Source organism: Halobacillus seohaensis (genome assembly GCF_042663045.1).
In the GTDB taxonomy this organism is placed as follows: domain Bacteria; phylum Bacillota; class Bacilli; order Bacillales; family Halobacillaceae; genus Halobacillus_A; species Halobacillus_A seohaensis.
The window spans coordinates 247,077-269,434 of record NZ_JBHSZV010000013.1 but is presented as its reverse complement, the minus strand read 5'-3'; the positions used below and the strand labels follow the sequence as shown (position 1 = coordinate 269,434).

At 37.6% G+C, this 22,358-nt stretch carries 18 protein-coding genes; 13 read left to right on the top strand and 5 right to left on the bottom strand.

Annotation, left to right across the window (positions count from 1 at the left end; genetic code table 11):
* Positions 1 to 9 precede the first annotated feature (9 nt).
* From ACFQIC_RS05795 to ACFQIC_RS05775, 5 genes are all read left to right on the top strand, one after another.
* Positions 10 to 1,842, top strand: coding sequence for an ABC transporter ATP-binding protein (locus tag ACFQIC_RS05795; RefSeq protein ID WP_204707967.1), 1,833 nt, complete (start codon positions 10 to 12; stop codon positions 1,840 to 1,842).
* 285 nt (positions 1,843 to 2,127) lie between these two features.
* Positions 2,128 to 3,483: a cytochrome ubiquinol oxidase subunit I gene (locus ACFQIC_RS05790; RefSeq protein ID WP_204707966.1), complete on the top strand. Its 1,356-nt coding sequence runs from the start codon at positions 2,128 to 2,130 to the stop codon at positions 3,481 to 3,483.
* Between the two features lie 3 nt (positions 3,484 to 3,486).
* Positions 3,487 to 4,500 carry a cytochrome d ubiquinol oxidase subunit II gene (locus tag ACFQIC_RS05785; RefSeq protein WP_204707965.1) on the top strand — a complete coding sequence of 338 codons (1,014 nt, stop codon included), beginning with the start codon at positions 3,487 to 3,489 and terminating at the stop codon, positions 4,498 to 4,500.
* Positions 4,501 to 4,604: 104 nt separating this feature from the next.
* Complete coding sequence (locus ACFQIC_RS05780) at positions 4,605 to 5,270, top strand: potassium channel family protein (protein WP_204707964.1); 666 nt, start codon at positions 4,605 to 4,607, stop codon at positions 5,268 to 5,270.
* A 110-nt stretch (positions 5,271 to 5,380) separates the two neighbouring features.
* Positions 5,381 to 7,102, top strand: coding sequence for a pyruvate oxidase (locus ACFQIC_RS05775; protein WP_204707963.1), 1,722 nt, complete (start codon positions 5,381 to 5,383; stop codon positions 7,100 to 7,102).
* 38 nt (positions 7,103 to 7,140) lie between these two features.
* On the opposite strand, the gene rnjA is transcribed toward ACFQIC_RS05775, so the two are convergent.
* Together rnjA and ACFQIC_RS05765 are read right to left on the bottom strand one after the other, a co-directional pair.
* Positions 7,141 to 8,808: a ribonuclease J1 gene (gene rnjA, locus ACFQIC_RS05770; RefSeq protein WP_204707962.1), complete on the bottom strand. Its 1,668-nt coding sequence runs from the start codon at positions 8,806 to 8,808 to the stop codon at positions 7,141 to 7,143.
* A 3-nt stretch (positions 8,809 to 8,811) separates the two neighbouring features.
* Complete coding sequence (locus ACFQIC_RS05765; RefSeq protein ID WP_204707961.1) at positions 8,812 to 9,021, bottom strand: DNA-dependent RNA polymerase subunit epsilon; 210 nt, start codon at positions 9,019 to 9,021, stop codon at positions 8,812 to 8,814.
* A 419-nt stretch (positions 9,022 to 9,440) separates the two neighbouring features.
* On the opposite strand from ACFQIC_RS05765, the gene ACFQIC_RS05760 reads away from it, so the two are divergent.
* A complete protein-coding gene (locus ACFQIC_RS05760; RefSeq protein WP_204707960.1) occupies positions 9,441 to 10,214 on the top strand; it encodes a Cof-type HAD-IIB family hydrolase in 774 nt (257 codons plus the stop codon).
* Between the two features lie 615 nt (positions 10,215 to 10,829).
* Here ACFQIC_RS05760 and def read toward each other — a convergent pair.
* Positions 10,830 to 11,384, bottom strand: coding sequence for a peptide deformylase (gene def / locus ACFQIC_RS05755; protein ID WP_204707959.1), 555 nt, complete (start codon positions 11,382 to 11,384; stop codon positions 10,830 to 10,832).
* Positions 11,385 to 11,569: 185 nt separating this feature from the next.
* On the opposite strand from def, the gene ACFQIC_RS05750 reads away from it, so the two are divergent.
* From ACFQIC_RS05750 to lpdA, 5 genes are all read left to right on the top strand, one after another.
* Positions 11,570 to 12,232, top strand: a complete 663-nt coding sequence (locus ACFQIC_RS05750; RefSeq protein WP_390216979.1) for a YkyA family protein — start codon at positions 11,570 to 11,572, stop codon at positions 12,230 to 12,232.
* 956 nt (positions 12,233 to 13,188) lie between these two features.
* A complete protein-coding gene (pdhA, locus tag ACFQIC_RS05745; RefSeq protein WP_204708029.1) occupies positions 13,189 to 14,232 on the top strand; it encodes a pyruvate dehydrogenase (acetyl-transferring) E1 component subunit alpha in 1,044 nt (347 codons plus the stop codon).
* A gap of 3 nt (positions 14,233 to 14,235) precedes the next feature.
* Entirely contained in the window at positions 14,236 to 15,213 is a 978-nt protein-coding gene (locus ACFQIC_RS05740; protein WP_204707958.1) for an alpha-ketoacid dehydrogenase subunit beta, read from the top strand.
* 28 nt (positions 15,214 to 15,241) lie between these two features.
* The gene (locus tag ACFQIC_RS05735) at positions 15,242 to 16,540 is read left to right on the top strand and encodes a dihydrolipoamide acetyltransferase family protein (protein ID WP_204707957.1); all 1,299 of its coding nucleotides are present in this window, start codon (positions 15,242 to 15,244) and stop codon (positions 16,538 to 16,540) included.
* Between the two features lie 3 nt (positions 16,541 to 16,543).
* The gene (gene lpdA, locus ACFQIC_RS05730; protein ID WP_204707956.1) at positions 16,544 to 17,953 is read left to right on the top strand and encodes a dihydrolipoyl dehydrogenase; all 1,410 of its coding nucleotides are present in this window, start codon (positions 16,544 to 16,546) and stop codon (positions 17,951 to 17,953) included.
* 46 nt (positions 17,954 to 17,999) lie between these two features.
* On the opposite strand, the gene ACFQIC_RS05725 is transcribed toward lpdA, so the two are convergent.
* Together ACFQIC_RS05725 and ACFQIC_RS05720 are read right to left on the bottom strand one after the other, a co-directional pair.
* Positions 18,000 to 18,401 (bottom strand): hypothetical protein, encoded by a 402-nt coding sequence (locus ACFQIC_RS05725; RefSeq protein WP_204707955.1) that lies wholly within the window; start codon positions 18,399 to 18,401, stop codon positions 18,000 to 18,002.
* Positions 18,402 to 18,577: 176 nt separating this feature from the next.
* The gene (locus ACFQIC_RS05720; protein WP_204707954.1) at positions 18,578 to 20,107 is read right to left on the bottom strand and encodes a glycine betaine uptake BCCT transporter; all 1,530 of its coding nucleotides are present in this window, start codon (positions 20,105 to 20,107) and stop codon (positions 18,578 to 18,580) included.
* 631 nt (positions 20,108 to 20,738) lie between these two features.
* Between ACFQIC_RS05720 and ACFQIC_RS05715 the strand changes: the two genes are divergently transcribed.
* Complete coding sequence (locus tag ACFQIC_RS05715; RefSeq protein ID WP_204707953.1) at positions 20,739 to 21,560, top strand: polysaccharide deacetylase family protein; 822 nt, start codon at positions 20,739 to 20,741, stop codon at positions 21,558 to 21,560.
* Between the two features lie 634 nt (positions 21,561 to 22,194).
* Entirely contained in the window at positions 22,195 to 22,305 is a 111-nt protein-coding gene (locus tag ACFQIC_RS05710; protein ID WP_204707952.1) for a GapA-binding peptide SR1P, read from the top strand.
* Positions 22,306 to 22,358 lie beyond the last annotated feature (53 nt).

The following is a 22,358-nucleotide window of genomic DNA, read 5'->3' as shown; positions in this document are numbered from 1 at the left end:
GGGATACTCATGGCCCGTAAACCAAAACACGTACCAGAAACTACCAAGCATTTAAATCGATTTAAATATACGCAAGATCTGGCGATTGAAAAGCCGTTTAACTGGACTCAAATGGTTCGGCTTTTGAAATATGTTAAACCTTACTGGAAAACATTATTACCGATATCAATTATAACTATGCTCATTGCTACAATTGTGCGTTTGGTGGTGCCTATCTTAATTGGTAAGGTAGCTATAGATATAGCCATAGAAAATGATAATACAAATTTATTAATTCAGTTAGTTGTCGGCATCGCGATCATGTATTTATTAAGTTATGTCTCTAATGCGTTAAGAATTAAATATGTGAACATCTTAGGACAAAATGTCATTTATGATTTGCGGCAGCATTTATTTTCCCACGTTCAAAGACTTTCTCATAAGTTTTTCGATTCCCGCTCAGCAGGGTCGATTCTCGTTCGAATTATGAATGATATCAATTCCCTTCAGGAACTATTTACAAATGGGATTATTAACTTACTTATGGATGTTGTGATGCTTACAGGGATTATTGTTATTTTGTTTGCTTTAAACACGAAACTTGCGTTAGCCATTCTAATTATCATGCCGTTGATGTTCTACATTTCAACTAAATTGCGTCAGAATATTAGAAGGTCGTGGCAGCAAGTGCGTATTCAACAGTCAAAATTAAATTCTCATTTAAATGAAAGCTTACAAGGTGTAAGAATTACCCAATCCTTCTCACAAGAACGCGAAAATGCTGAATATTTCGATGGCGTGAACTCAGATAATTTTGAAGCATGGAATGTTGCGACACGCAAAAGTGCCATGTTCCGACCTTTTGTAGAAATGAGCAATGCTGTAGGTACAGTTATTCTGATTTCCTATGGTGCTTTCCTCATTTTGCAAGGGGATATAGAGATCGGTACCTTTGTATCTTTTGCCTTTTTCCTCGGTATGTTCTGGGAGCCTATTTCAAGGCTTGGCCAAATGTATAATCAATTGCTCATGGCTATGGCAGCTTCAGAACGAATTTTTGAGTTTCTTGATGAAGAGCCAAATGTTGAAGAACGTAAAGATGCGATCGAGTTAACAGATATGAGAGGACATATCGAATTTGATCACGTCCAATTTGCCTATGATGAGAAACGGATGGCTCTTCATGATATCCAATTAGAAATGAAACAGGGAGAAACCGTGGCTCTCGTGGGTCATACTGGATCAGGAAAATCAACGATCGCCAACTTAATCAGTCGTTTTTATGATCCGACTAAGGGAGCGGTGAAAATTGATGGCGTGGATTTACAAGATGCTACCATTGATAGTGTTCGCCAGCAAATTAGTGTCGTTCTCCAAGATACATTTATTTTCTCAGGAACAATCATGGAGAATATTCGATTTGGACGTCCAACAGCTTCTGATGAAGAAGTGATAGAATCGGCTAAAGTTGTCGGAGCCGACGACTTTATCAAGCGATTAAAAGAAGGATATCAAACGGAAGTAGAAGAGAGGGGCAATATCCTTTCAGCGGGCGAACGACAGCTGCTTTCGTTCGCAAGAGCTCTTCTAGCAAATCCTCGTATTCTTATTTTGGATGAAGCAACAGCAAGTATTGATACTGAAACGGAAATGAGAATCCAGGAAGCTCTTCGTCGCTTATTAAAAGGACGAACAGCAATCATTATCGCTCACAGATTATCAACGATTCGTGAAGCGGATACGATTTATGTTCTCGAACAAGGCGAGATTTTGGAATATGGTTCTCATGATGAATTAATGGATCAAAAGGGTGAATACTTTGAGTTAGTTAAAGCTCAGTTTCAGATGTTAGATGCTATTTAGATTTTGCATAGAATGCCCGCATAATGAACTAGTTATGCGGGCATTTTTATGTGTGATTATTGTGCTTTTTTGTCCGCACATGTCTAATACTTATTAGTATTGGGTATTGTTAACTAACAAAAAATCTAAAATTTAGACAAACGAATAGTTGTCTTGTAAGATATAGATACAAGTTGTTTGTGAAGTTTGTCACAAAAAAGTCATCAACCATCCAACTATGAATCGCTTTCATAATTTATACTACGAGAAGAAGGATTAGTTATAGAAGTTCCAGGGGGAATAGATATGTTTTTTGAAGATAGCGTCACCATGAGTCGATTGCTCACCTCTTTAACTTTAGCATTTCATGTTATTTTTGCTACAGTTGGTGTTGGAATTCCAATCATGATCTCAATAGCTGAATTTATTGGTATTAAAAAGAAAGATTCACATTTGACTTTACTTGCACGAAGGTGGACACGTGGAATGACGATTACGATTGCTGTCGGTGTTGTAACCGGTACCGCAATTGGTTTGCAATTATCACTTTTATGGCCTAGCTTTATGCAAGTTGCAGGTAATGTCATTAGTTTGCCTCTCTTTATGGAAGTCTTTGCTTTCTTTTTTGAAGCTATTTTTCTAGGAATCTACTTATACACTTGGGATCGATTTAAAAATCCTATGTATCATTGGTTGTTATCCATTCCAATTGTAATAGGTTCGACATTGTCAGCGTTCTTTATTACAACGGTAAATGCTTTTATGAACACACCCCAAGGATTTGAAATGGATGGAAACACGGTTACAGAAATCAGTCCGTTAGCAGCTATGTTTAATCCTGCGACACCTACCAAGGTATTCCATGTTGTTGCTTCGTCTTATTTAACTTCGGCAGCTATCCTGGCAACGATTGCCGCCGTGATTATTTTAGTGAAAAAAGGATCGGAGTATCATAGAAAGGCTCTGAAACTGACGGTAACAGCAACCTTTATTTTTGCTATAGCGACAGCGATCGCCGGTGACTTGTCTGCTAAATTCTTAGCGGAACATCAGCCGGAGAAATTAGCCGCTGGAGAATGGCATTTTGAAACAGAAGCTGGGGCCGACCTCGTTCTTTTTGGATCCCTAAATGAAGATAATGAAGTTGAAAATGCGATAACGATACCGAAGGGGCTTAGCTTTTTGGCCTACGGTGACTTTAATGCAGAAGTAGAAGGTTTGAATGAAGTGCCTTCTGATGAACAACCGCCACTATGGATTCATTATATGTTTGATTTGATGGTTTCGATCGGATTTTATGTTTTGGGAATCTCGATGTTATTTCTGCTATTCTGGAAGGTTAAGAAATGGAATGAGGAAAACAGGTTATTGTTATGGGGAATTGCAACCTTAGGCCCTCTCTCTATGCTTGCCATTGAATTTGGCTGGATTTTTGCGGAAGAGGGTCGTCAACCTTGGATTTTAAGAGGAATCATGACGGTTGCAGAAGGAGCTACAACGTCCGATCATGTTGGACTAATGTTTATTCTTTTTTGTGGTCTTTATTTTGTTTTGGGGGCAGGGTGTTTGCTCGTTCTTCGGAAAATGTTTAAAAATAATCCAGCAGAGGCTGAATTTGAAGAGCGTTACCCTGAAGTAGCAGCAACGAAGGAGGAGGACTAACATATGGGTTATGAATATATCGGAATTACAGTGCTCTGGTTGTTCCTCTACGGTTATTTAATCGTTGCTTCAGTTGACTTTGGAGCTGGATTTTTTGCCTATTATGCTAAAATCACTAAAAAAGATCATATTATAAATCAGTTAATCTCTCGGTATCTTTCACCAGTTTGGGAAGTTACCAATGTATTTTTCGTGTTTTTCTTCGTAGGGATTGTAGGTTTTTTTCCTGATGCTGCTTATTATTATGGTCAGGCCCTATTAATACCTGGAAGTATTGCTATTGTATTGATTGCCATTCGAGGTTCTTTTTATGCTTTTGAGAGCTATGGCTTTAAAAATAATCACCTATACATGTTTCTTTATGGTGCGACCGGCTTACTTATTCCAGCTTCGTTATCTACGGCCTTGACCATCTCTGAAGGTGGTTTTATAGAAGAAACATCGAATGGAGTAAAACTTTTATATACAGAACTATTAACGAGCCCTTACTCTTGGAGTGTAGTTTTTCTAGCGATTGTCTCTGTACTTTATATTAGCTCGATGTTCCTAACGTATTATGCGAATCGAGCAGATGATCAATCTGCACTTGAACTCGTGCGAAAATATGCACTGTTTTGGAGTTCGCCAACGATCATAGCCAGCTTAACTTCTTTTATTGCGCTTAGCCAGCATAATCCTGAACATTTTGAAAAAGCAATCGGTTTGTGGTGGGTATTTGGGTTATCAGTCTTCTTCTTTATGGTTGCCCTATTTCTAGTATATCAGGGCAAATTTTATGGATGGGCCTTTATTGCTGTTATGCTTCAATTCCTTTCTGCTTTCTTTGGATACGGAGCGTCTCATTTACCCTATATACTACAGCCGTTTGTGACTATAACTAGCGGGGCGACGAATGAAACTATGGGAATCACACTTGTTATCGCATTTATAGCTGGCTTACTTTTACTCGTTCCATCACTTATCTTGCTCATGCGTTTGTTCTTATTTAACGCAGATTATGTAAAAGGTAAAAAGTAGGAAAGGGATAAAAACCTCTTTCCTCTACTTTTTATTAATGTTTACTTTATGAAACTGTGATAAAATAACGTTACATTTGATTGAGTTTTTGGAGGCTATTACTGATGAAAAAAGAATTTGCAGTCATAGGTCTAGGTCGTTTTGGAGGAAGTATATGTAGAGAGTTAAGTCGAGAAGGAATGGAAGTATTAGCTCTCGATTTAGATGAAGATAAAGTAAATGAATATAGAGATATTGCTGCACATGCTGTTATCGCAGATTCTACCGATGAAAATGTTCTTAAAGAACTAGGAATTCGCAATATTGATCATGTCATAGTAGCGATCGGAGATAATATCCAAGCTAGCATGTTAACAACTTTGATGCTAAAGGAATTAGGAATTAAAACAATCACGGTAAAAGCACAAAATGATTATCATGAAAAAATATTAAGTAAAATTGGGGCGGATCATGTCGTTCACCCTGAAAGAGATATGGGGAAACGAATTGCTCATAATATTATCTCAAATAATATCCTTGACTATATTGAACTTTCAGATGATCATAGTGTTGTTGAAGTTAAAGCAGGTAGTAAAATGAGTGGTCAATCTCTTGTTGATCTAGATATTCGTGCAGAATATGGATGTAACGTGGTAGCGATTAAACGTAAAAAAGAGGTCATTGTTTCACCTATGGCTACCGAGCAAATTCTTGAAAGTGATATATTGATCGTAATTGGAGCAGATAAAGATATAAGTCGCTTTGAAAAGAATCTAGTAGTTGAAGACTAAAAAGCCTTATCGGGCTTTTTTTTTATTGGTTAAAATCGATCATTTAGTTTACTTTTTTCCTTTTAAGGATAAAAAGGAGATATAGACTATAATCGGAAAGGGTGATGACAATGCTCAATAAAAGAACGGGACAAGTACTCATAGATTTATTAATAAATTGGGGGGTTGACCATGTTTATGGTCTTCCTGGAGATTCGATAAATGAACTAATTGAGGATTTAAGAAAAAGACAAGACGACATTAGATTTATTCAAGTTCGCCATGAAGAAACAGGAGCACTGGCTGCAGCATCTTACGCTAAACTAACGGGGAACCTCGGTGTTTGTATGTCCATCGCAGGTCCAGGAGGGATTCACTTATTAAACGGTCTCTACGATGCAAAGGAAGATAAAGCACCTGTGTTAGCGATCGTAGGTCAAGTCAATAGTGAAGAAGTAGGAACGGGTGCTTTTCAAGAAATTAATTTGGAAAGAATGTTTGATGATGTGGCAGTTTTCAATGAACGTGCTCAAACTGAAAGTCAATTACCTGATCTATTAAACCAGGCTATACGAGAAGCATATGCACATAAAGGGGTGTCAGTACTAATTGTCCCTGATGATTTATTTAGCAAAAAACAATCTAAAGACATAAAACTAACATCCAGCACCTACTATCGTCCTGAAATTTCTCCCACGGATAAATATTTAAATCAAGCTAAAGAGCTTATTGAACAAGCGGAGAGACCTTTAATTTTAGCAGGGCAGGGGGCAATTTCTGCTCGAGAGGAACTTCTGACATTTGCAGAGAAAATAAAATCACCTATCATTTTAAGTTTGCTTGCCAAAGGCGTTCTTCCTGATCACCATCCTTATTGCTTAGGTCAGCATGGACAAATAGGTACAAAGCCTGCTTATCATGCCATGAAAGAGTGTGATCTATTACTATTGATAGGCACGCAATTTCCTTATCGTGATTTTTTACCTGATAGTGTAACAGCCATACAAATCGATAATAAACCTGAACATCTTGGAAAATATTATCCTATCCAACTCGGTTTAACTGGTGATGCAAAAGAAACGTTAAAGGTCCTAACGGAAAAGTTAAATGAGAATAAGGATGATCGTTACTTGAAGAAATATCAAGAGAAGATGGAGAAGTGGAGTGTCGCTCTACAGGAAGAGAAAAGATCTACTGAGAACCCTCTTCACGCTCCTCAAGTGATGTACCAACTGGAGGATGTTATCAAGCCAAATGCAGTGGTTTCTGCTGATGTAGGGAATGTGACAGTATGGGTTTCTAGATTCTTACCGTTTATTGACCAACGATTCCTCATTTCAGGATGGTTGGCTACTATGGGAAGCGGATTGCCAGGAGCGATTGCTGCCCAAATGGCTTATCCGGATCGTCAAGTGATTGGTATAAGTGGGGATGGTGGTTTTTCTATGGTCATGCAAGATTTTGCAACCGCTGTTCACTATCAATTACCTATAAAAATGGTTGTACTTAATAATAGTAAAATCGCAATGATTAAATATGAACAGGAGCAGATGGGACATTTGAATTTTCAAACAGATTTAAGTGAAATGGACTTTGCTAAATTTGCTGAATCTTGTGGGGGAGAAGGATATCGTATTGAGTCCTATGAAGACCTAGCCACTAAAATGAAACAAGCCTTTCTATCAGATAGACCGGCAATAATTGATGTGGTCATTGAAGAACAACCTCCACTTCCGGGGCATATTGATTATCAGTCTGCTGCCAATTACTCAAAATATATTATTAAGAATTTCTTTGAATATGGAGATTTAGACATTCCAGACTTAAAAAAATCTATAAAGAGATTACAATAGAAAAAAACTCGCTCATAAATGAGCGAGTTTTTTCATGATCAAACTTCCATAATAATAGGTAAAATCATTGGACGACGTTTCGTCTTTTCAAATAAGAAAGGAGCAATTGTGTCCGTAATCTCATTTTTGATTTCAGACCACTGAGTCGTTCTACGTTCCATCACTTTATCTACATGAGTACTAACAAGTTTCTGAGCTTCTTTAATTAAGTCCTCTGATTCCCTCATATAAACAAACCCTCGTGAAATGATGTCTGGACCTGAGGCGATTTTGAACTCTTTCATATTGATACTTACTACAACGATAACCAGTCCTTCTTCAGACAGGATACGGCGGTCTCTAAGCACAATATTCCCAATATCACCAATGCCACTACCATCCACGTAAACAGATCCTGATGGTACTTTTCCTGCGATCATTGCTTCTTCTTTACCTAAAGCAAGTACATCACCATTATCCATTACAAAACTATTCTCAGGATTAATGCCAATTTCTTCACTTAATTTAGCATGCTCTTTCAACATACGATATTCACCGTGAATTGGCATGAAATACTTAGGTTGAATAAGTCGAAGCATGAGTTTCATTTCTTCTTGACTACCATGTCCAGAAGTATGGATATCATTTAAAGGTCCGTGAATTACATCAGCACCAGCACGATAAAGTTTATTAATCGTACGGCTTACACTAATCGTATTACCAGGGATTGGGGAGGAGGAAAACACGACTGTGTCTTTCGGCTGAATTTGAATTTGACGGTGAGTACCATTGGCAATTCTAGATAGAGCTGCCATAGGTTCTCCCTGAGACCCTGTACATAAAATGGTAACTTCATTAGCTGGGAAACGGTTGATCTGGTTTGGCTCAATAAACGTTTCTTTTGGTGCGCGAATATATCCTAAATCTTGCCCAATTCGAATAGAATTTTCCATGCTTCTACCAAAGACAGCAACTTTACGTTTGTATTTCACTGCTGATTCGATCACTTGCTGTAAACGATAAATATTCGATGCAAAAGTAGCAAATATAAGTCTGCCTTCAACACGGGTGAATATGTCGGCAATACTTTGACTTACTACTCGTTCAGACTTTGTAAATCCTGGTACTTCACTATTCGTGCTATCAGATAATAGTGCAAGTACTCCTTCTTTTCCAATTTCTGCCATGCGCGCAAGGTTAGCTGGTTCTCCAACAGGGGTGAAATCGAACTTAAAGTCTCCAGTATGAACGATATTACCAGGAGGCGTTTTAACAACGATTCCAAAAGAATCAGGGATACTATGCGTCGTACGGAAAAAAGAAACAGATGTTTTGCGGAATTTTATGACATCATCTTCTTCAATTGTGTGCATTTTTGTACTGCGCAGTAAGCCATGCTCGTCTAATTTGTTGCGCAAAAGACCTACAGCTAACTTTCCTGCATAAATAGGAATATTGACTTCACGTAACAGGTAAGGAATACCACCGATGTGGTCCTCGTGACCATGTGTTATAAATAGTCCTTTAATTTTATCTTGATTCTGAATAATATAAGTGTAATCAGGGATTACGTAATCAATTCCTAATAATTCGTCTTCGGGAAATTTAATCCCAGCATCAATGAGGATGATTTCATCTTGGAATTGAACGGCGTATGTGTTTTTTCCGATCTCACCGAGTCCGCCAAGGGCGAAAACAGCAGTTTGATCATTTTTTACGAATTTCATACGTTATACGTTCTCCACTTGAAAGTCTTCATTCTGCTTTTCATATTCCAAATGTTCCTCATTTAACACTTGAATATATTCAATATTAAGTTGTTTATCGGCCAATTTCTCGCGTACTTCTCTTTCTTTGTTCGCTTCAACGTATATGGCCTTGGTACGTTCGCGAACAGGAACTTCTTTAGAAAGTTCCTGATACAATACTTTAAATATCATTCCTTAATCGCTCCTCACTAGATATAATTTCCACATTTTTTCTAATTGTAATAATAGCACGTTTTTTTGTAGTAGTAATGAATTTTTAGGTGAAAATGTCATATTCCGCTATATGACATTTAAGCATAGCTCTTACGTTCCATGATTTTTTTAAAACGCTTTCTAAGTCTTCTTCTTAGACGCTTCATCATGTGCATCCAACTCCTTTCACCCGATGAAGAAAGACACAAAAACGTTAAACCGCCCAATCCCTGTTACCTATAGTATAATACGGATTGTCTTAGAAAGAAACAATTAGGTTTTATCTATTTGTTATTATCCTTCGTTAAACTTCTCAAATATATCCACTCATGCTAAAGTGTAGTCATATACTTTACACTACTTTAGTGTACGGGGACAGATGATATGGAGGGGTTTTTATGAATAAGAAAATTGCATTTTTCGATATTGATGGGACTTTATTAAATCATGATAAAGAATTACCTACATCTACAATTAAAGCAATTAAAGATTTGCAAAAGAAGGGTGTTTACTGTGCCATAGCTACAGGGCGGGCTCCTTTTATGTACGAACATATTAGAGATACGCTTGGAATCGATTCCTATGTCAGTTTTAATGGGCAGTATGTTGTTTTGGAAGGAGAACCAATCTACAAAAATCCTCTTTCGCATAAGCATTTAGATGAACTACATAAAGATGCATTCATAAATAATCATCCTATGGTATTTATGAATCAGGAGGGGATGAGGGCCTCTACTGAGGAATCGTCGTTTATAAACGAGAGTCTAAGTTCTCTTCATTTTCAATATCCTCCGGTAGATCATCAATTTTATAAACAGACAGAGATTTATCAATCATTACTTTTCTGTCAAGGTAATGAAATTGATTATTATCGAGATAAACATAAGGAATTTAATTATATCCGTTGGCACGAGCTTTCGTGTGACGTATTACCACAGGGCGGTTCGAAGGCGGAAGGTATTAGGAAAATGATTCAGGCATTGGGTTTAACTATGGAAGATACTTATGCATTTGGAGATGGGCTTAATGATATTGAAATGATTCGAGAAGTAGGGACAGGCGTAGCCATGGGAAATGCGGTAGATGCGACGAAACAAGTTAGCGACTATGTATCATCTGATGTATCTGAAGAAGGACTTGTGAAGGCTATTTATGAATTGAAATTGCTTTAAAAGGGGAAGACTCGATTCCTAGATGATTGTGTGGCTGTTCCGTCATGAGGAGAAGGAGGTCGGGGAAATAACTCGCTTTCCGTGGGCGAACGGTGAGCCTCCTTGGACTTCGTCGAGGCCGCTGAAAAAGTGTTTGAAGTTAACACGGGCAGATAATCACAGTCAACATGTTGATGTTAAAGAAGAAATTACTCGCTTATATAGTTGTTGGTTGAGCTAACTCTCTTATTAAATTCACTTTTTCAGTAGCCTCGCTTTAGCTCGAGGAGGCTTGCCGTCGTCCCTGCGGAAAGCGAGTGGTTTCCCATCCCCCATTCTCCGATAAAAAGCATCGGAACCCCCATTCTTTTATTAAATAATCTGGGGCTTTAATGGAATAAGATAAGTAAATTAGATTTGTTGATTAGATGGGAACGTTATGATTCCTCTTTTTCTAATAGCGGAATCATAACGTTGTTCCTAACAAGCGATCTCCTATGTAAAATCCACTTATCATTTGATTTAAAAGGAATAAAAAGAGACCAAATTATTATTAATTTAGTCTGATTGGTAAGTTGTTTCATATGTTTCTCCACTATAACGCAACTACTTATAAATAGATGGAAGTCCTTTTATTTATTGATCGACGGGCTGAGCTCCTTCAGGTGCTTTAAAAGGATCTTCAGAATTAATGTGGTCATAGAACATAACTCCATTAAGGTGATCAATTTCATGTTGGAATACAATTGAAGCATAATTTTTTAAACGAAGTTTCAGATCATTTCCTTCCAAATCTGTCGCTTTAACAGTGATTCTACGGTATCTAGGAACGTACCCTGGAACTTCACGGTCTACGGATAGACAGCCTTCACCTGTAGACAAGTACGTTAGTTCAACGGAGTGACTAACAATTCTAGGGTTGAACAAGCCATAGCTGTAAAGCTTATCACTAAGGTCAAAGAAATGAACGGCTAACATTCGCTTATTAACATTGATTTGGGGAGCAGCAAGGCCTACGCCAGGTCTTAGGCCGTATTTTTCGCCAACTTGCTCATCTTGGCTATTTAGTAAATATTGCTGCATATCAGCTAATGTTTCTTTATCTTGTTTTGAAGCAGGCAGTGATACATCGTCCGTTACTTTTCTTAGAGCTGGGTGACCTTCACGAACGATATCATCCATCGTAATCATTTCATACATCCTTTCTATAAGTACACAGTCCAAGTTAGTTTAACATATCTTAGGTATCAAATCTTGACTAAACGATAAATTGAAAAAATTTAGTCAATCCTTTCAATTTATTTCTAATTATTATACTATTAAAGGTACGAATTAAAGAATACATATTATTGTAGACGACAAGAGGAGGAGAAAAGGTGCGTTATTTTAAAGTAATGACGTTGCTATTTGCAACGGCTTTTTTTATGGTAGCTTGTTCTAGTCAATCACCAGAGGAAGAAATGTACGAGCACATGGAAGCAGCCGTTTCATTAGAAGAGTCCTTTCGGGAACAGCAGGAGCCCTTAAAGGAACTAGAAGAGCAAGAAGAAGAGATTTACAATCAGATTATTGAAATGAATTCAGATGAGATTAGTGAGATTCAAGAATTATCTTCTGAAGCTGCTTCGATTGTTGAAAAGAGGCAGGAGCGGATTGATAATGAAAAGGACAGTATTGACCAAGCAAAAGAAGAGTTTGACAATGTTAAACCACTAGTTGAAGAGTTGGAAAGTAATGAAACAAAGGAAGCAGCTGAAGAGTTGATCGAAACTATGGATCAACGTTATGAGGCGTATCAAGAATTGTATGATTCTTATCAAGTGTCCCTTGGGTTAGATAGTGATCTATATGAAATGATGCAAGATGAGGATTTAAAGAAAGAAGATTTACAGACGAAAGTCAATGAGATTAATGAAAGCTACAACGAAGTGATTGAAAACAATGAAGTATTTAATGAATTTACGAATGAATACAATGAGAATAAAAAAGACTTTTATGATGCTTCCGAACTTGAAGTGAATTATGAGGAATCTGAATAAAGCACAGTTAACACTAAAAATCAGGATAATTAAAAAATAGTTTACAAAAACGCTTGGGATAACCCCAAGCGTTTTTGTAATCAGATTTTCTTGTTGAACTAAAGCACGATTATTTAGAACAAGAATATATGATAAGGTTCTTGCGCTTTCGGGAGAATATGGGAGTAGGAACTTACTCTCCTCTCCTCGGATGAACCATTAGCCTCCTTAAGCTAACGCTGAAGCCACTGAGAAAGTCTTTATATTAAATAAAGGAAGGGGGACCACCTACTAACTAGGTTGTGCCCTTGTTTTTTATATATTTTGATTGATTTGATTTTCTTGTTCTCTTAAAATATCAGTTTTTCAGTGACCTAAACGACAGTTCAAGGAGGCCTCACGGGTCATCCGCGGAAAGCGAAATGTATTCAGGCTTCAAAAGGGTGATGGAGATCATTCTCCACCACATTTGACAGAGAACCAACATCTTGTGTTGCAGTAGGTTATTTTACCTGAGTGTAAAATTTTCTCCACGATGAACTACTTAATATTTGCAGCCGACTTTTTATTTGCATCTATATTTAAAAAAACGTAAAATTAATACAGGCTAAATAATTGATTGGTACAGTGTTGAACTAAGGAGTTGAGTTATATATCAGTTCTTGATTTTTGTAGCAAGCAATAATTTAAAGGGATATTTTATTTGTAATGTGATTGACGGGGCATGGAGATTAAGCTACACTACAGTAGGAAATTAGATTGTACCAATTTAAAGTTTGCTGAAATTGTAACAGTTTGAACTTGGAATTCATCAATGATTAATTTGGATCTGTTAAGGGTAAATTTAAGAAGAGAAAATAGGTACAGTTTTTTTTGCAGTTTTGGGAAGGCTAAATTCATCATCCAATTTAAAAGTAGGAAGGAAGAGGTGAATCACTTTGAAACGAGTTCTCGAGAATATCGAAAATCAGTTTGAAATGTTTCAAATCCTTAATGAAAAAGGCGAAGTCGTCAATGAAGACGCAATGCCAGATCTTTCAGATGAAGATTTAAAAGAAATTATGAAACGTATGGTTTATACAAGAATTTTAGACCAACGTTCAATTGCATTAAACAGACAGGGGCGTCTTGGTTTCTATGCTCCAACAGCTGGACAAGAAGCTTCGCAACTAGGAAGCCATTTTGCACTAGAAAAAGCGGACTTTATCCTGCCGGCATATCGTGATGTACCACAATTAATCTGGCATGGTTTGCCTTTAACTAAAGCATTTCTTTTCTCTCGTGGACATTTTAAAGGGAATCAAATGCCTGAAGGGGTTAATGCTGTTAGTCCTCAAATTATTATCGGTGCTCAGATTACGCAAGCTGCCGGTGTTGGACTAGGATATAAAAAGCGCGGAAAAGATGCCGTTGCAATTACTTACACTGGGGATGGCGGGGCCTCCCAAGGTGATTTCTATGAAGGAATAAACTTTGCTGGTGCATTTGGTGCTCAAACAATCTTTGTTGTTCAGAACAACCAATTTGCCATTTCAGTGCCTGTAGAAGAACAGTCTGCTGCCCAAACTATTGCTCAAAAATCTGTTGCAGCTGGTATTGAAGGTATTCAAGTAGATGGCATGGATGTACTTGCTGTATATGCAGCAACTAAAGAGGCTCGAAAACGAGCAATAGATGGAGAAGGTCCGACTTTAATTGAAACACTAACATATCGCTATGGTCCTCACACTATGGCTGGGGATGACCCTACTCGCTATCGTACTGAAGAGATGGATGACGAATGGGAAAAACAAGATCCAATCGTGCGCTTCCGTACGTTCCTTGAGGCTAAAGATCTTTGGTCTGAAGAAGAAGAAAACAAGGTAATCGAAAAAGCAAAAGAAGAGATTAAAGCTGCAATTAAAGAAGCAGATAATACTCCAAAACAAAAAGTAACTGATCTTATTGACAATATGTATGAAGAACTTCCGCCAAATCTTCAAGAACAAATGGAAGAATACAAGGAAAAGGAGTCGAAGTAGATCATGGCACAAATGACAATGATTCAAGCTATCACAAACGCGATGCACACGGAACTTAAGAATGACGAAAATGTGCTCGTATTTGGTGAAGACGTTGGCCAAAATGGCGGCGTTTTCCGTGCAACCGAAGGTCTTCAAGATGAATTCGGAGAAGATCGTGTATTCGATACACCACTAGCCGAGTCAGGAATCGGTGGTTTGTCCATCGGTCTTGCTTTAACAGATTTCCGTCCTGTTCCTGAAATTCAGTTCTTTGGTTTCGTTTATGAGACAATGGACGCGATTAATGGACAAATGGCTCGTTACCGTTATCGTACAGGCAACACAAAAAATATGCCGATCACAATTCGCTCACCATTTGGCGGCGGGGTTCATACGCCTGAACTTCACGCAGATAGTCTAGAAGGTCTAATGGCTCAACAACCAGGACTTAAAGTTGTTATTCCTTCTAATCCATATGATGCTAAAGGACTTCTTATTCAGTCCATTCGTGATAATGACCCGGTTATCTTCCTAGAACATATGAAACTGTATCGTTCTTTCCGTGAAGAGGTTCCTGAAGAGGAATACACAGTTGAACTTGGTAAAGCTAAAGTTAAGCGTGAAGGTACAGATGTGACGTTGATTGCTTATGGTGCAATGGTACACTCTTGCTTAAAAGCAGCCGACGAACTTGAAGAAAACGGAGTAAGTGCTGAAGTTATTGACTTGCGCACTGTAAGCCCAGTAGATTATGAAACGATTCTAAAGTCTGTTGAGAAAACGAATCGCGCAGTAATGGTACAAGAAGCTCAAAAACAAGCAGGAATTGCTTCAAATGTTGTTTCTGAAATTCAAGAAAAAGCAATTCTTCACCTTGAAGCACCTGTTCTGCGCGTTACTGCTCCAGACACCGTATATGCATTTACACAAGCTGAAGAAATATGGCTTCCAAACCATAATGACATCGTTGAAAAAGCAAATAAGGTAATCAATTTTTAATAATCTCTAACAATAGGAGGTAATAACCGTGGCGTTCGAATTTAAACTGCCTGATATCGGTGAAGGTATCCACGAAGGTGAAATCGCAAAGTGGTTCGTTAAACCTGGCGATGAAATAAAAGAAGATGATGTACTTTGTGAAGTGCAAAATGATAAAGCTGTTGTAGAAATTCCCTCTCAAGTGGATGGTACTGTGAAACAAGTCCATGTTGATGAAGGCGAGACAACAACAGTAGGTACAGTAATTATTACAATAGATGATGGTTCTGAAGATTCTAGTGAAGAAACGCAAGAAGAATCCAAAGAAGAACCTAAAGATGAAAAGAAAGAAGCTCCAAAAGAAGAAGAGTCCAAAGAAGCGCAGCCTGCAGCGCAGTCTGACGATGTAGATGATGACAAACGTGTTATTGCAATGCCTTCTGTAAGAAAATATGCTCGCGATAACGAAGTAGATATCCGCAAAGTACAAGCGTCAGGTAAAAATGGTCGTGTACTAAAAGAAGATATTGACAAGTTCTTAAGTGGAGATCAAACAGAAGCATCACAAGAGGAAACTTCTGAGGGCAAATCAGAAGAAACAGCAGAAGCTGCATCTGCAAAACCAGCTCCTGCAGCAGGAGAAGCTTACCCAGAAACTCGCGAGAAAATGAGTGGAATGCGGAAAGCTATCGCAAAAGCTATGGTGAATTCAAAACATACAGCTCCACATGTTACACTAATGGACGAGGTAGACGTTTCCGAATTAGTTTCTCACCGTAAGAAGTTTAAAGCAGTAGCTGCTGAGCAAGATATTAAATTAACTTATCTTCCTTATGTAGTGAAATCCCTTGTATCAACGCTGAAGAAATATCCAGTATTAAATACGACTTTAGATGACAATACGGATGAAATCGTTCAGAAACACTACTATAATATTGGTATTGCAGCTGATACAGATAAAGGACTTCTTGTACCAGTTGTTAAAGATGCAGATCGCAAGTCAATTTTCTCAATTTCTAGTGAGGTCAATGAATTGGCTGTAAAAGCTCGTGATGGTAAACTAACATCTGAAGAAATGAAGGGTGCTTCAACGACAATTACGAATATCGGTTCTGCTGGTGGACAGTGGTTTACTCCAGTAATTAACCATCCTGAAGTAGCTATCCTAGGTATCGGCCGTATTGCTGAAAAACCAGTTGTTCGTGACGGGGAAATAGTTGTAGCGCCAGTTCTTGCAATTTCATTAAGCTTTGACCACCGGATGATTGATGGTGCGACAGCTCAACATGCAATGAATAACATCAAGCGTTTACTAAACGATCCACAACTAATTATGATGGAGGCGTAAAGTATGGTAGTAGGAGACTTTCCAATTGAGTTAGACACATTAGTAGTTGGAGCAGGACCTGGTGGCTATGTAGCTGCCATTCGTGCTGCCCAAACGGGTCAAAAGGTGACAATTGTAGATAAAGGAAATCTTGGAGGAGTATGCTTAAACGTGGGTTGCGTGCCATCTAAAGCACTTATTCAAGCTAGTCACCGATTTGAACATGCAAAAGGATCAGAAGATATGGGGATCCAGTCTGAAAATACAACAGTAGATTTTTCTAAAGTTCAAGAATGGAAAAGCGGTGTTGTAAATAAACTGACTGGCGGTGTAGAAGGCCTTCTTAAAGGAAATAAAGTGGACATTGTTAAAGGTGAAGTTTACTTTGTAGATAAAAATACAGTACGTGTAATGGACGAGAAAAATTCTCAAACCTATACTTATAATAACTGTATTATTGCGACGGGTTCACGTCCAATCGAAATTCCTTCTTTCAAGTTCTCTGATCGTGTTATCGATTCTACAGGTGCTCTTGATTTACCGGAAATCCCTAAAAAAATGGTCGTTATCGGTGGAGGATATATTGGTACAGAACTAGGTACGGCTTATGCCAACTTTGATACAGAAGTAACAATCCTTGAAGGTACTAAAGATATTCTTGGTGGTTTCGAGAAGCAAATGTCTTCTCTTGTTAAAAAGCGTCTGAAGAAAAAGGGTGTAAACGTTGTTACAAACGCTATGGCTAAAGGCGTTGAAGAATCCAAAGACGGAGTTACTGTTAAGTATGAAGTAAAAGGTGAAGAAAAAACAGTTGATGCGGATTATGTTCTAGTAACTGTCGGTCGACGTCCGAATACGGATGAAATTGGATTGGAAGAGCTCGGTGTTGAGATAAGTGAAAAAGGAGTAATTCAGACCGATAAACAGTGTCGTACAAACTTTGACAACATTTATGCGATCGGTGATATTGTTGATGGACCTCCACTTGCTCATAAAGCTTCTTATGAAGGGAAGATTGCTGCCGAGGTTATTGCAGGCGAGAAATCAGAAATTGATTATCTAGGCATTCCTGCAGTCGTCTTCTCTGATCCAGAACTAGCTTCTGTTGGTTATACAGAGCAAGGAGCTAAGGATGAGGGATATGAAGTGAAAGCTTCTAAATTCCCATTTGGTGCCAACGGTCGTGCCTTATCTCTTAACGACAGTGAAGGCTTCTTAAAGCTTATTACTCGTAAAGAAGATGGTTTGGTGATCGGTGCTCAAATTGCTGGTCCAAACGCTAGTGATATGATCGCAGAGCTTGGCCTTGCGATTGAATCAGGGATGACAGCAGAAGACTTAGCTTTAACTATTCATGCTCATCCGACGCTTGGTGAGATTACAATGGAAGCTGCTGAAGTAGCAATGGGTCAACCCATTCATATAGTTAAATAAAGCAGATGTTAGAGTTAATAAAAACTCCTAAGCCTATAAATCAGGCTTAGGAGTTTTTTTGGTTACCAGAAAGAGCAATAGTGCTCTCTAATTTATTTAAAATATCATTACGATCGCTAACTTCGCCAGTTATAGTTTGAATGGGCTTTCCCTCTTTTGATATAACTAATGCTGGCAGTTGATCAGTTGATAGATTGATATCCTCAGTATTCATGGTTGACTGTTTAAAGGAAAGAAACCGTTCATCTTCTTGTTTTGTCTTCCAATTTAACAGGGCAGACATATAATCATTCATTTGATCTTTATTATCTGGATGACCGTATAAGCTTATATCGTAATCAGAAGGCTGTGCACTTATAACTTTTACTATTTCACCGTGTGTATCGCATCCTGATAAAGTGAATACAAAGAAACTGCATATAAGTATTGAAGTTACTACTCTGACCATAAATACCACTCCTTCTTCTCAATTAAAACCTTAACAAAAAAATAAGAAGAAAGTGGTCATGTTATACAATTGTCATTATAATGAAAGAACGTTGTTTTCTTCTTAATAAGGTTGTCATTCTATAATGCAATATGAAAAAGGATACTCTCACAAGTGAGAGTATCCTTTTATCTTAATTATTTTTTCTTCAAATTAACTTTTTTACCTTCTTGTTGAAATTCTTTAAATAGGGAAAAGCACATAAGGATCATAATAAAAGTAAATGGAAAGGCTGCGATAATGGCAGCGGTCTGTAATGAGCTTAGACCACCTTGCCACAGTAAGATTGCGGCAGCTCCAGCTTGAATGATACCCCAAACGAACTTAACCTTTATATTAGGATTTAAACTACCATTCGTAGTCTGCATTCCTAATACAAATGTAGCTGAGTCAGCAGAAGTAATAAAGAAAGTACTAATGAGCAACAAGGCTATAATAGACATGACTCCACCTAGAGGAATGTGCTGCAAGGTTGAGAATAGAGCAACTTCAGATCCTAATTCGCTCACATCAGAGTATATATCTATTCCTTCAAAGAACTCAAGATTAATGGCGGTACCTCCAAATACGGAGAACCATAGAGCTCCAAAGATGGTTGGTACAAGTAATACACCAGTAATAAATTCTCGGATCGTACGACCTTTAGAAACACGGGCAATAAACGTACCTACAAATGGTGCCCAAGATATCCACCAAGCCCAATAGAAAATCGTCCAGTCGGAAACCCATGTGCTGTCCTCGGCAAATGGTGTCATTCTAAAGCTCATATAAGGGAGATCGCGAATATATGAACCGAACGTAGACGTGAAATAATCCATTATGAAGTTCGTTGGACCTGCAAACAATAGGAAAAGCAAGAGTAGTAGCGCTAGAACAATGTTTGTATTACTCAAGTATTTAATTCCTTTGTTTAAACCAGTCATAGCTGATGTCATAAATAGGATCGTTACGATTACAATAATGATTAACTGTAAAGCAAATGAATTTTCTATTCCATCAAATGTGAAAGATAAGCCACTAGCAATTTGCAATGCACCAAGTCCTAGTGATGTAGCGACACCAAAGATGGTTGCAAATACCGCAATGAAATCAATAGTGGTACCTATCCAGCCTTTAATTCTTTTTTCGCCTAGAAGAGGTACAAGAACGGCACTAATAACACCAGGAGCTCCTTTTCTAAACTTAAAGTAAGCAAGAGCGAGGGCAAGAATAGCATAAATCGCCCAGGGGTGAAGACCCCAGTGGAAAAAGCTGTATTTCATTGCTTCCTGTGCAGCTATTTCACTTGTAGGATCTGTAGTAACACCAGGTGGTGAATGGAAGTGGGATAAAGGTTCACCTGCCCCCCAAAAGACAAGTCCTATCCCCATACCAGCGCTAAATAGCATGGCGAACCAGGTGATATAAGGGTACTCAGGTTCATCATCCTCTTTTCCTAACTTGAGCTTTCCGTATTTAGAAAAAACTAAATATATAGCAAAAATGAGAAAGCCTGTTGCGGTTAATAAATAAAACCATCCAAACTTATCTGTTATGAACCCTTGTACATTTGTAGTTACATTTGAAAGGTTTGCTGATTGTAGCAATGACTCAGGCAATGTTCCCCATATTATAAACAAAATTGCTACAACAACAGAAATGTAGAATACTTTTGTAACTTGTTGCATACCAAACATCCTTTCCGTTTTATTACGAGCCCTCATTCGGTTATAAGCTGTCCAGCAATACATTCATCTTCTCGGTAAAAAGTATTAACATCCCATTATATAAAAGTGGCTTTCATCATCTCAATTCTTGTGAAGGTAACCGAATGCGAGAAACTCTTTATCTTTTTCTTCTCAAATTAATATCATTATGGTCTGATGCTTTATTATCTGTAACTCAATTTCTTTCATGCACCTAATTCATTTATATAATGGGGATATACATAGTTCGTCACTCATAGGGTAGTAAGTAGAGAAAAATTTCATGAATTGAGATATATAATAAGTATAGTACCCTCTAATTAATTCCCGAAACAAGGAACGTCGAAAAATGTAGAGTAAAAAATGTGTTACTCGAGAATAGAATTCTTGATTGATGTACGAGAATTCAACAAAAGCCTATATTTATAGACCTCTAACAGGATAAAACTCTTTTCGATCAGATGTCAACTTTTCGGATTGTACGTAAATTTTTTCACATGGTCCATAAGTCACATTTTGTCATTATAAATGAAAAGTTTAAAAAACGATAGTAAAATTTATTGATTTGCATTTATAATAAAAACATACATATACAATATTTGGGGGAAGAATAATGAAATATAGTTTCAGTGTACTTTTGATGTTTTTTTTGTTAGTAGCATGCAGTGACAGTGAGGCGCAAAAGGTAGATGATGTACTTAAGGAAGAGGAACAAGAGGAACAGATTGAAGAAAAAGATGATAAAGAGAACGAGGAGGAAACGAAAGAAGATGAGGTGGGAGAAGTTGTGGCAGAGAAACCAGCTGAGCCTCAGTATACAATGAATAACGTTTGGGGATTTGAGCCCATAGATGACGCAGAGGAAAAAGTAGTACTCTTAACTTTTGATGATGCACCTGATGAGAATGCATTGCAAATGGCAGAAAAATTAGTTGAACTAAACGCTCCAGCAATCTTCTTTGTTAATGGACATTTTATTAACACCTCTGAAAAAAAAGATATTTTGAGGGAGATTCATGAGATGGGTTTTCCTATTGGAAATCACACAATGACTCATGCATCCTTACAGAACATTTCTGAAGAAGAACAGCGTAAAGAAATTGTTGCATTAAATGATCAAATAGAAGGTATTATTGGAGAGAGACCAAGATTCTTTAGAGCCCCATTTGGTCAAAATACAGATTTTAGTAAAAAGTTGGCTGAAGAAGAGGGAATGCTCTTAATGAATTGGACGTACGGTTATGATTGGGAAGCAGAGTATCAGGATGCAGAAAAATTGGCTGATATTATGGTGAATACGGAATTGCTTGTTCCTGGAGCTAATTTGCTTATGCATGATCGTGACTGGACAGCAAAGGCAATTCCAGATATTGTAGAAGGTTTTAAAAATAAAGGTTATAAACTGCTTGATCCTTCGCTAATAAAGGTGGATTAAGAACGGAAAGCATACTAATGTGTTTAGTAATATGTAGAACAATGAATCGCAAGTTTAATCTCACCTATAAGCACAAAATTTTCACTATTAAAATACACAGTAAAAAATGGCTTGGAGATTCCAAGCCATTTTTCTTCTTAATATTCTTTAACTGGCTACTTTAATATGCATTGCTTTCATAAGAATGGGAGGGTTGTATACAAGTACTTATAGTGCGGTTGCATTCATATCAATGATAAGAAGGGGAGGGGGTGAGACTCCCTCGGGAAAAGCACACAGGTCTATCCCCCATAGCGAAGTGAGGAGACCTGACTAGTTTGTCCGCAGAAAGCGAATCGTTTCCCAGAGCCCTTTCTCTGTTTCTAACGACGGAACCATGATGCTGTTCCTAACTTTTATTCCACATAACTGCTTGTTGGTTGAAAAAAATTCTTTCTCAAATCAGGTGAATACCAACATTAACGTTTAACAAGCCTTTTAACTTAATCTCATATATTTTAAAAGAACGAACTATTAGTATGTCACATTAATAAAAAAGTTATACTAAAAGGGTTGATTTTTTCAATGTGACATATTAAAATAAAGTTATGTTGAAAGCGATTACAAATTCTGAATAAAAGGATGGGATGACAAAATGGGTACTATTGTTTGCCAAGAGTGTCAAAAAGTGATTGAACATTTTGATAATGAGAAAGTAGCAACTTTATACAGTAAATGTCCGACTTGCAACCAACCGAATAAATAAATGAAAAAGGGTGGCCAAATAATGATTTTGGCCACCCTTTTTATGTTCATCGC

Bases quoted from the DNA above. Each gene is read 5' to 3' on its own strand.
- ACFQIC_RS05740 (WP_204707958.1), top strand. From the start codon at position 14,236: ATGGCACAAATGACAATGATTCAAGCTATCACAAACGCGATGCACACG.
- ACFQIC_RS05795 (WP_204707967.1), top strand. From the start codon at position 10: ATGGCCCGTAAACCAAAACACGTACCAGAAACTACCAAGCATTTAAAT.
- ACFQIC_RS05785 (WP_204707965.1), top strand. From the start codon at position 3,487: ATGGGTTATGAATATATCGGAATTACAGTGCTCTGGTTGTTCCTCTAC.
- ACFQIC_RS05765 (WP_204707961.1), bottom strand. From the start codon at position 9,021: ATGATATTTAAAGTATTGTATCAGGAACTTTCTAAAGAAGTTCCTGTT.
- ACFQIC_RS05775 (WP_204707963.1), top strand. From the start codon at position 5,381: ATGCTCAATAAAAGAACGGGACAAGTACTCATAGATTTATTAATAAAT.
- lpdA (WP_204707956.1), top strand. From the start codon at position 16,544: ATGGTAGTAGGAGACTTTCCAATTGAGTTAGACACATTAGTAGTTGGA.
- ACFQIC_RS05790 (WP_204707966.1), top strand. From the start codon at position 2,128: ATGTTTTTTGAAGATAGCGTCACCATGAGTCGATTGCTCACCTCTTTA.
- ACFQIC_RS05725 (WP_204707955.1), bottom strand. From the start codon at position 18,401: ATGGTCAGAGTAGTAACTTCAATACTTATATGCAGTTTCTTTGTATTC.
- ACFQIC_RS05760 (WP_204707960.1), top strand. From the start codon at position 9,441: ATGAATAAGAAAATTGCATTTTTCGATATTGATGGGACTTTATTAAAT.
- rnjA (WP_204707962.1), bottom strand. From the start codon at position 8,808: ATGAAATTCGTAAAAAATGATCAAACTGCTGTTTTCGCCCTTGGCGGA.
- pdhA (WP_204708029.1), top strand. From the start codon at position 13,189: ATGTTTCAAATCCTTAATGAAAAAGGCGAAGTCGTCAATGAAGACGCA.
- ACFQIC_RS05715 (WP_204707953.1), top strand. From the start codon at position 20,739: ATGAAATATAGTTTCAGTGTACTTTTGATGTTTTTTTTGTTAGTAGCA.
- def (WP_204707959.1), bottom strand. From the start codon at position 11,384: ATGATTACGATGGATGATATCGTTCGTGAAGGTCACCCAGCTCTAAGA.
- ACFQIC_RS05720 (WP_204707954.1), bottom strand. From the start codon at position 20,107: ATGCAACAAGTTACAAAAGTATTCTACATTTCTGTTGTTGTAGCAATT.
- ACFQIC_RS05710 (WP_204707952.1), top strand. From the start codon at position 22,195: ATGGGTACTATTGTTTGCCAAGAGTGTCAAAAAGTGATTGAACATTTT.
- ACFQIC_RS05780 (WP_204707964.1), top strand. From the start codon at position 4,605: ATGAAAAAAGAATTTGCAGTCATAGGTCTAGGTCGTTTTGGAGGAAGT.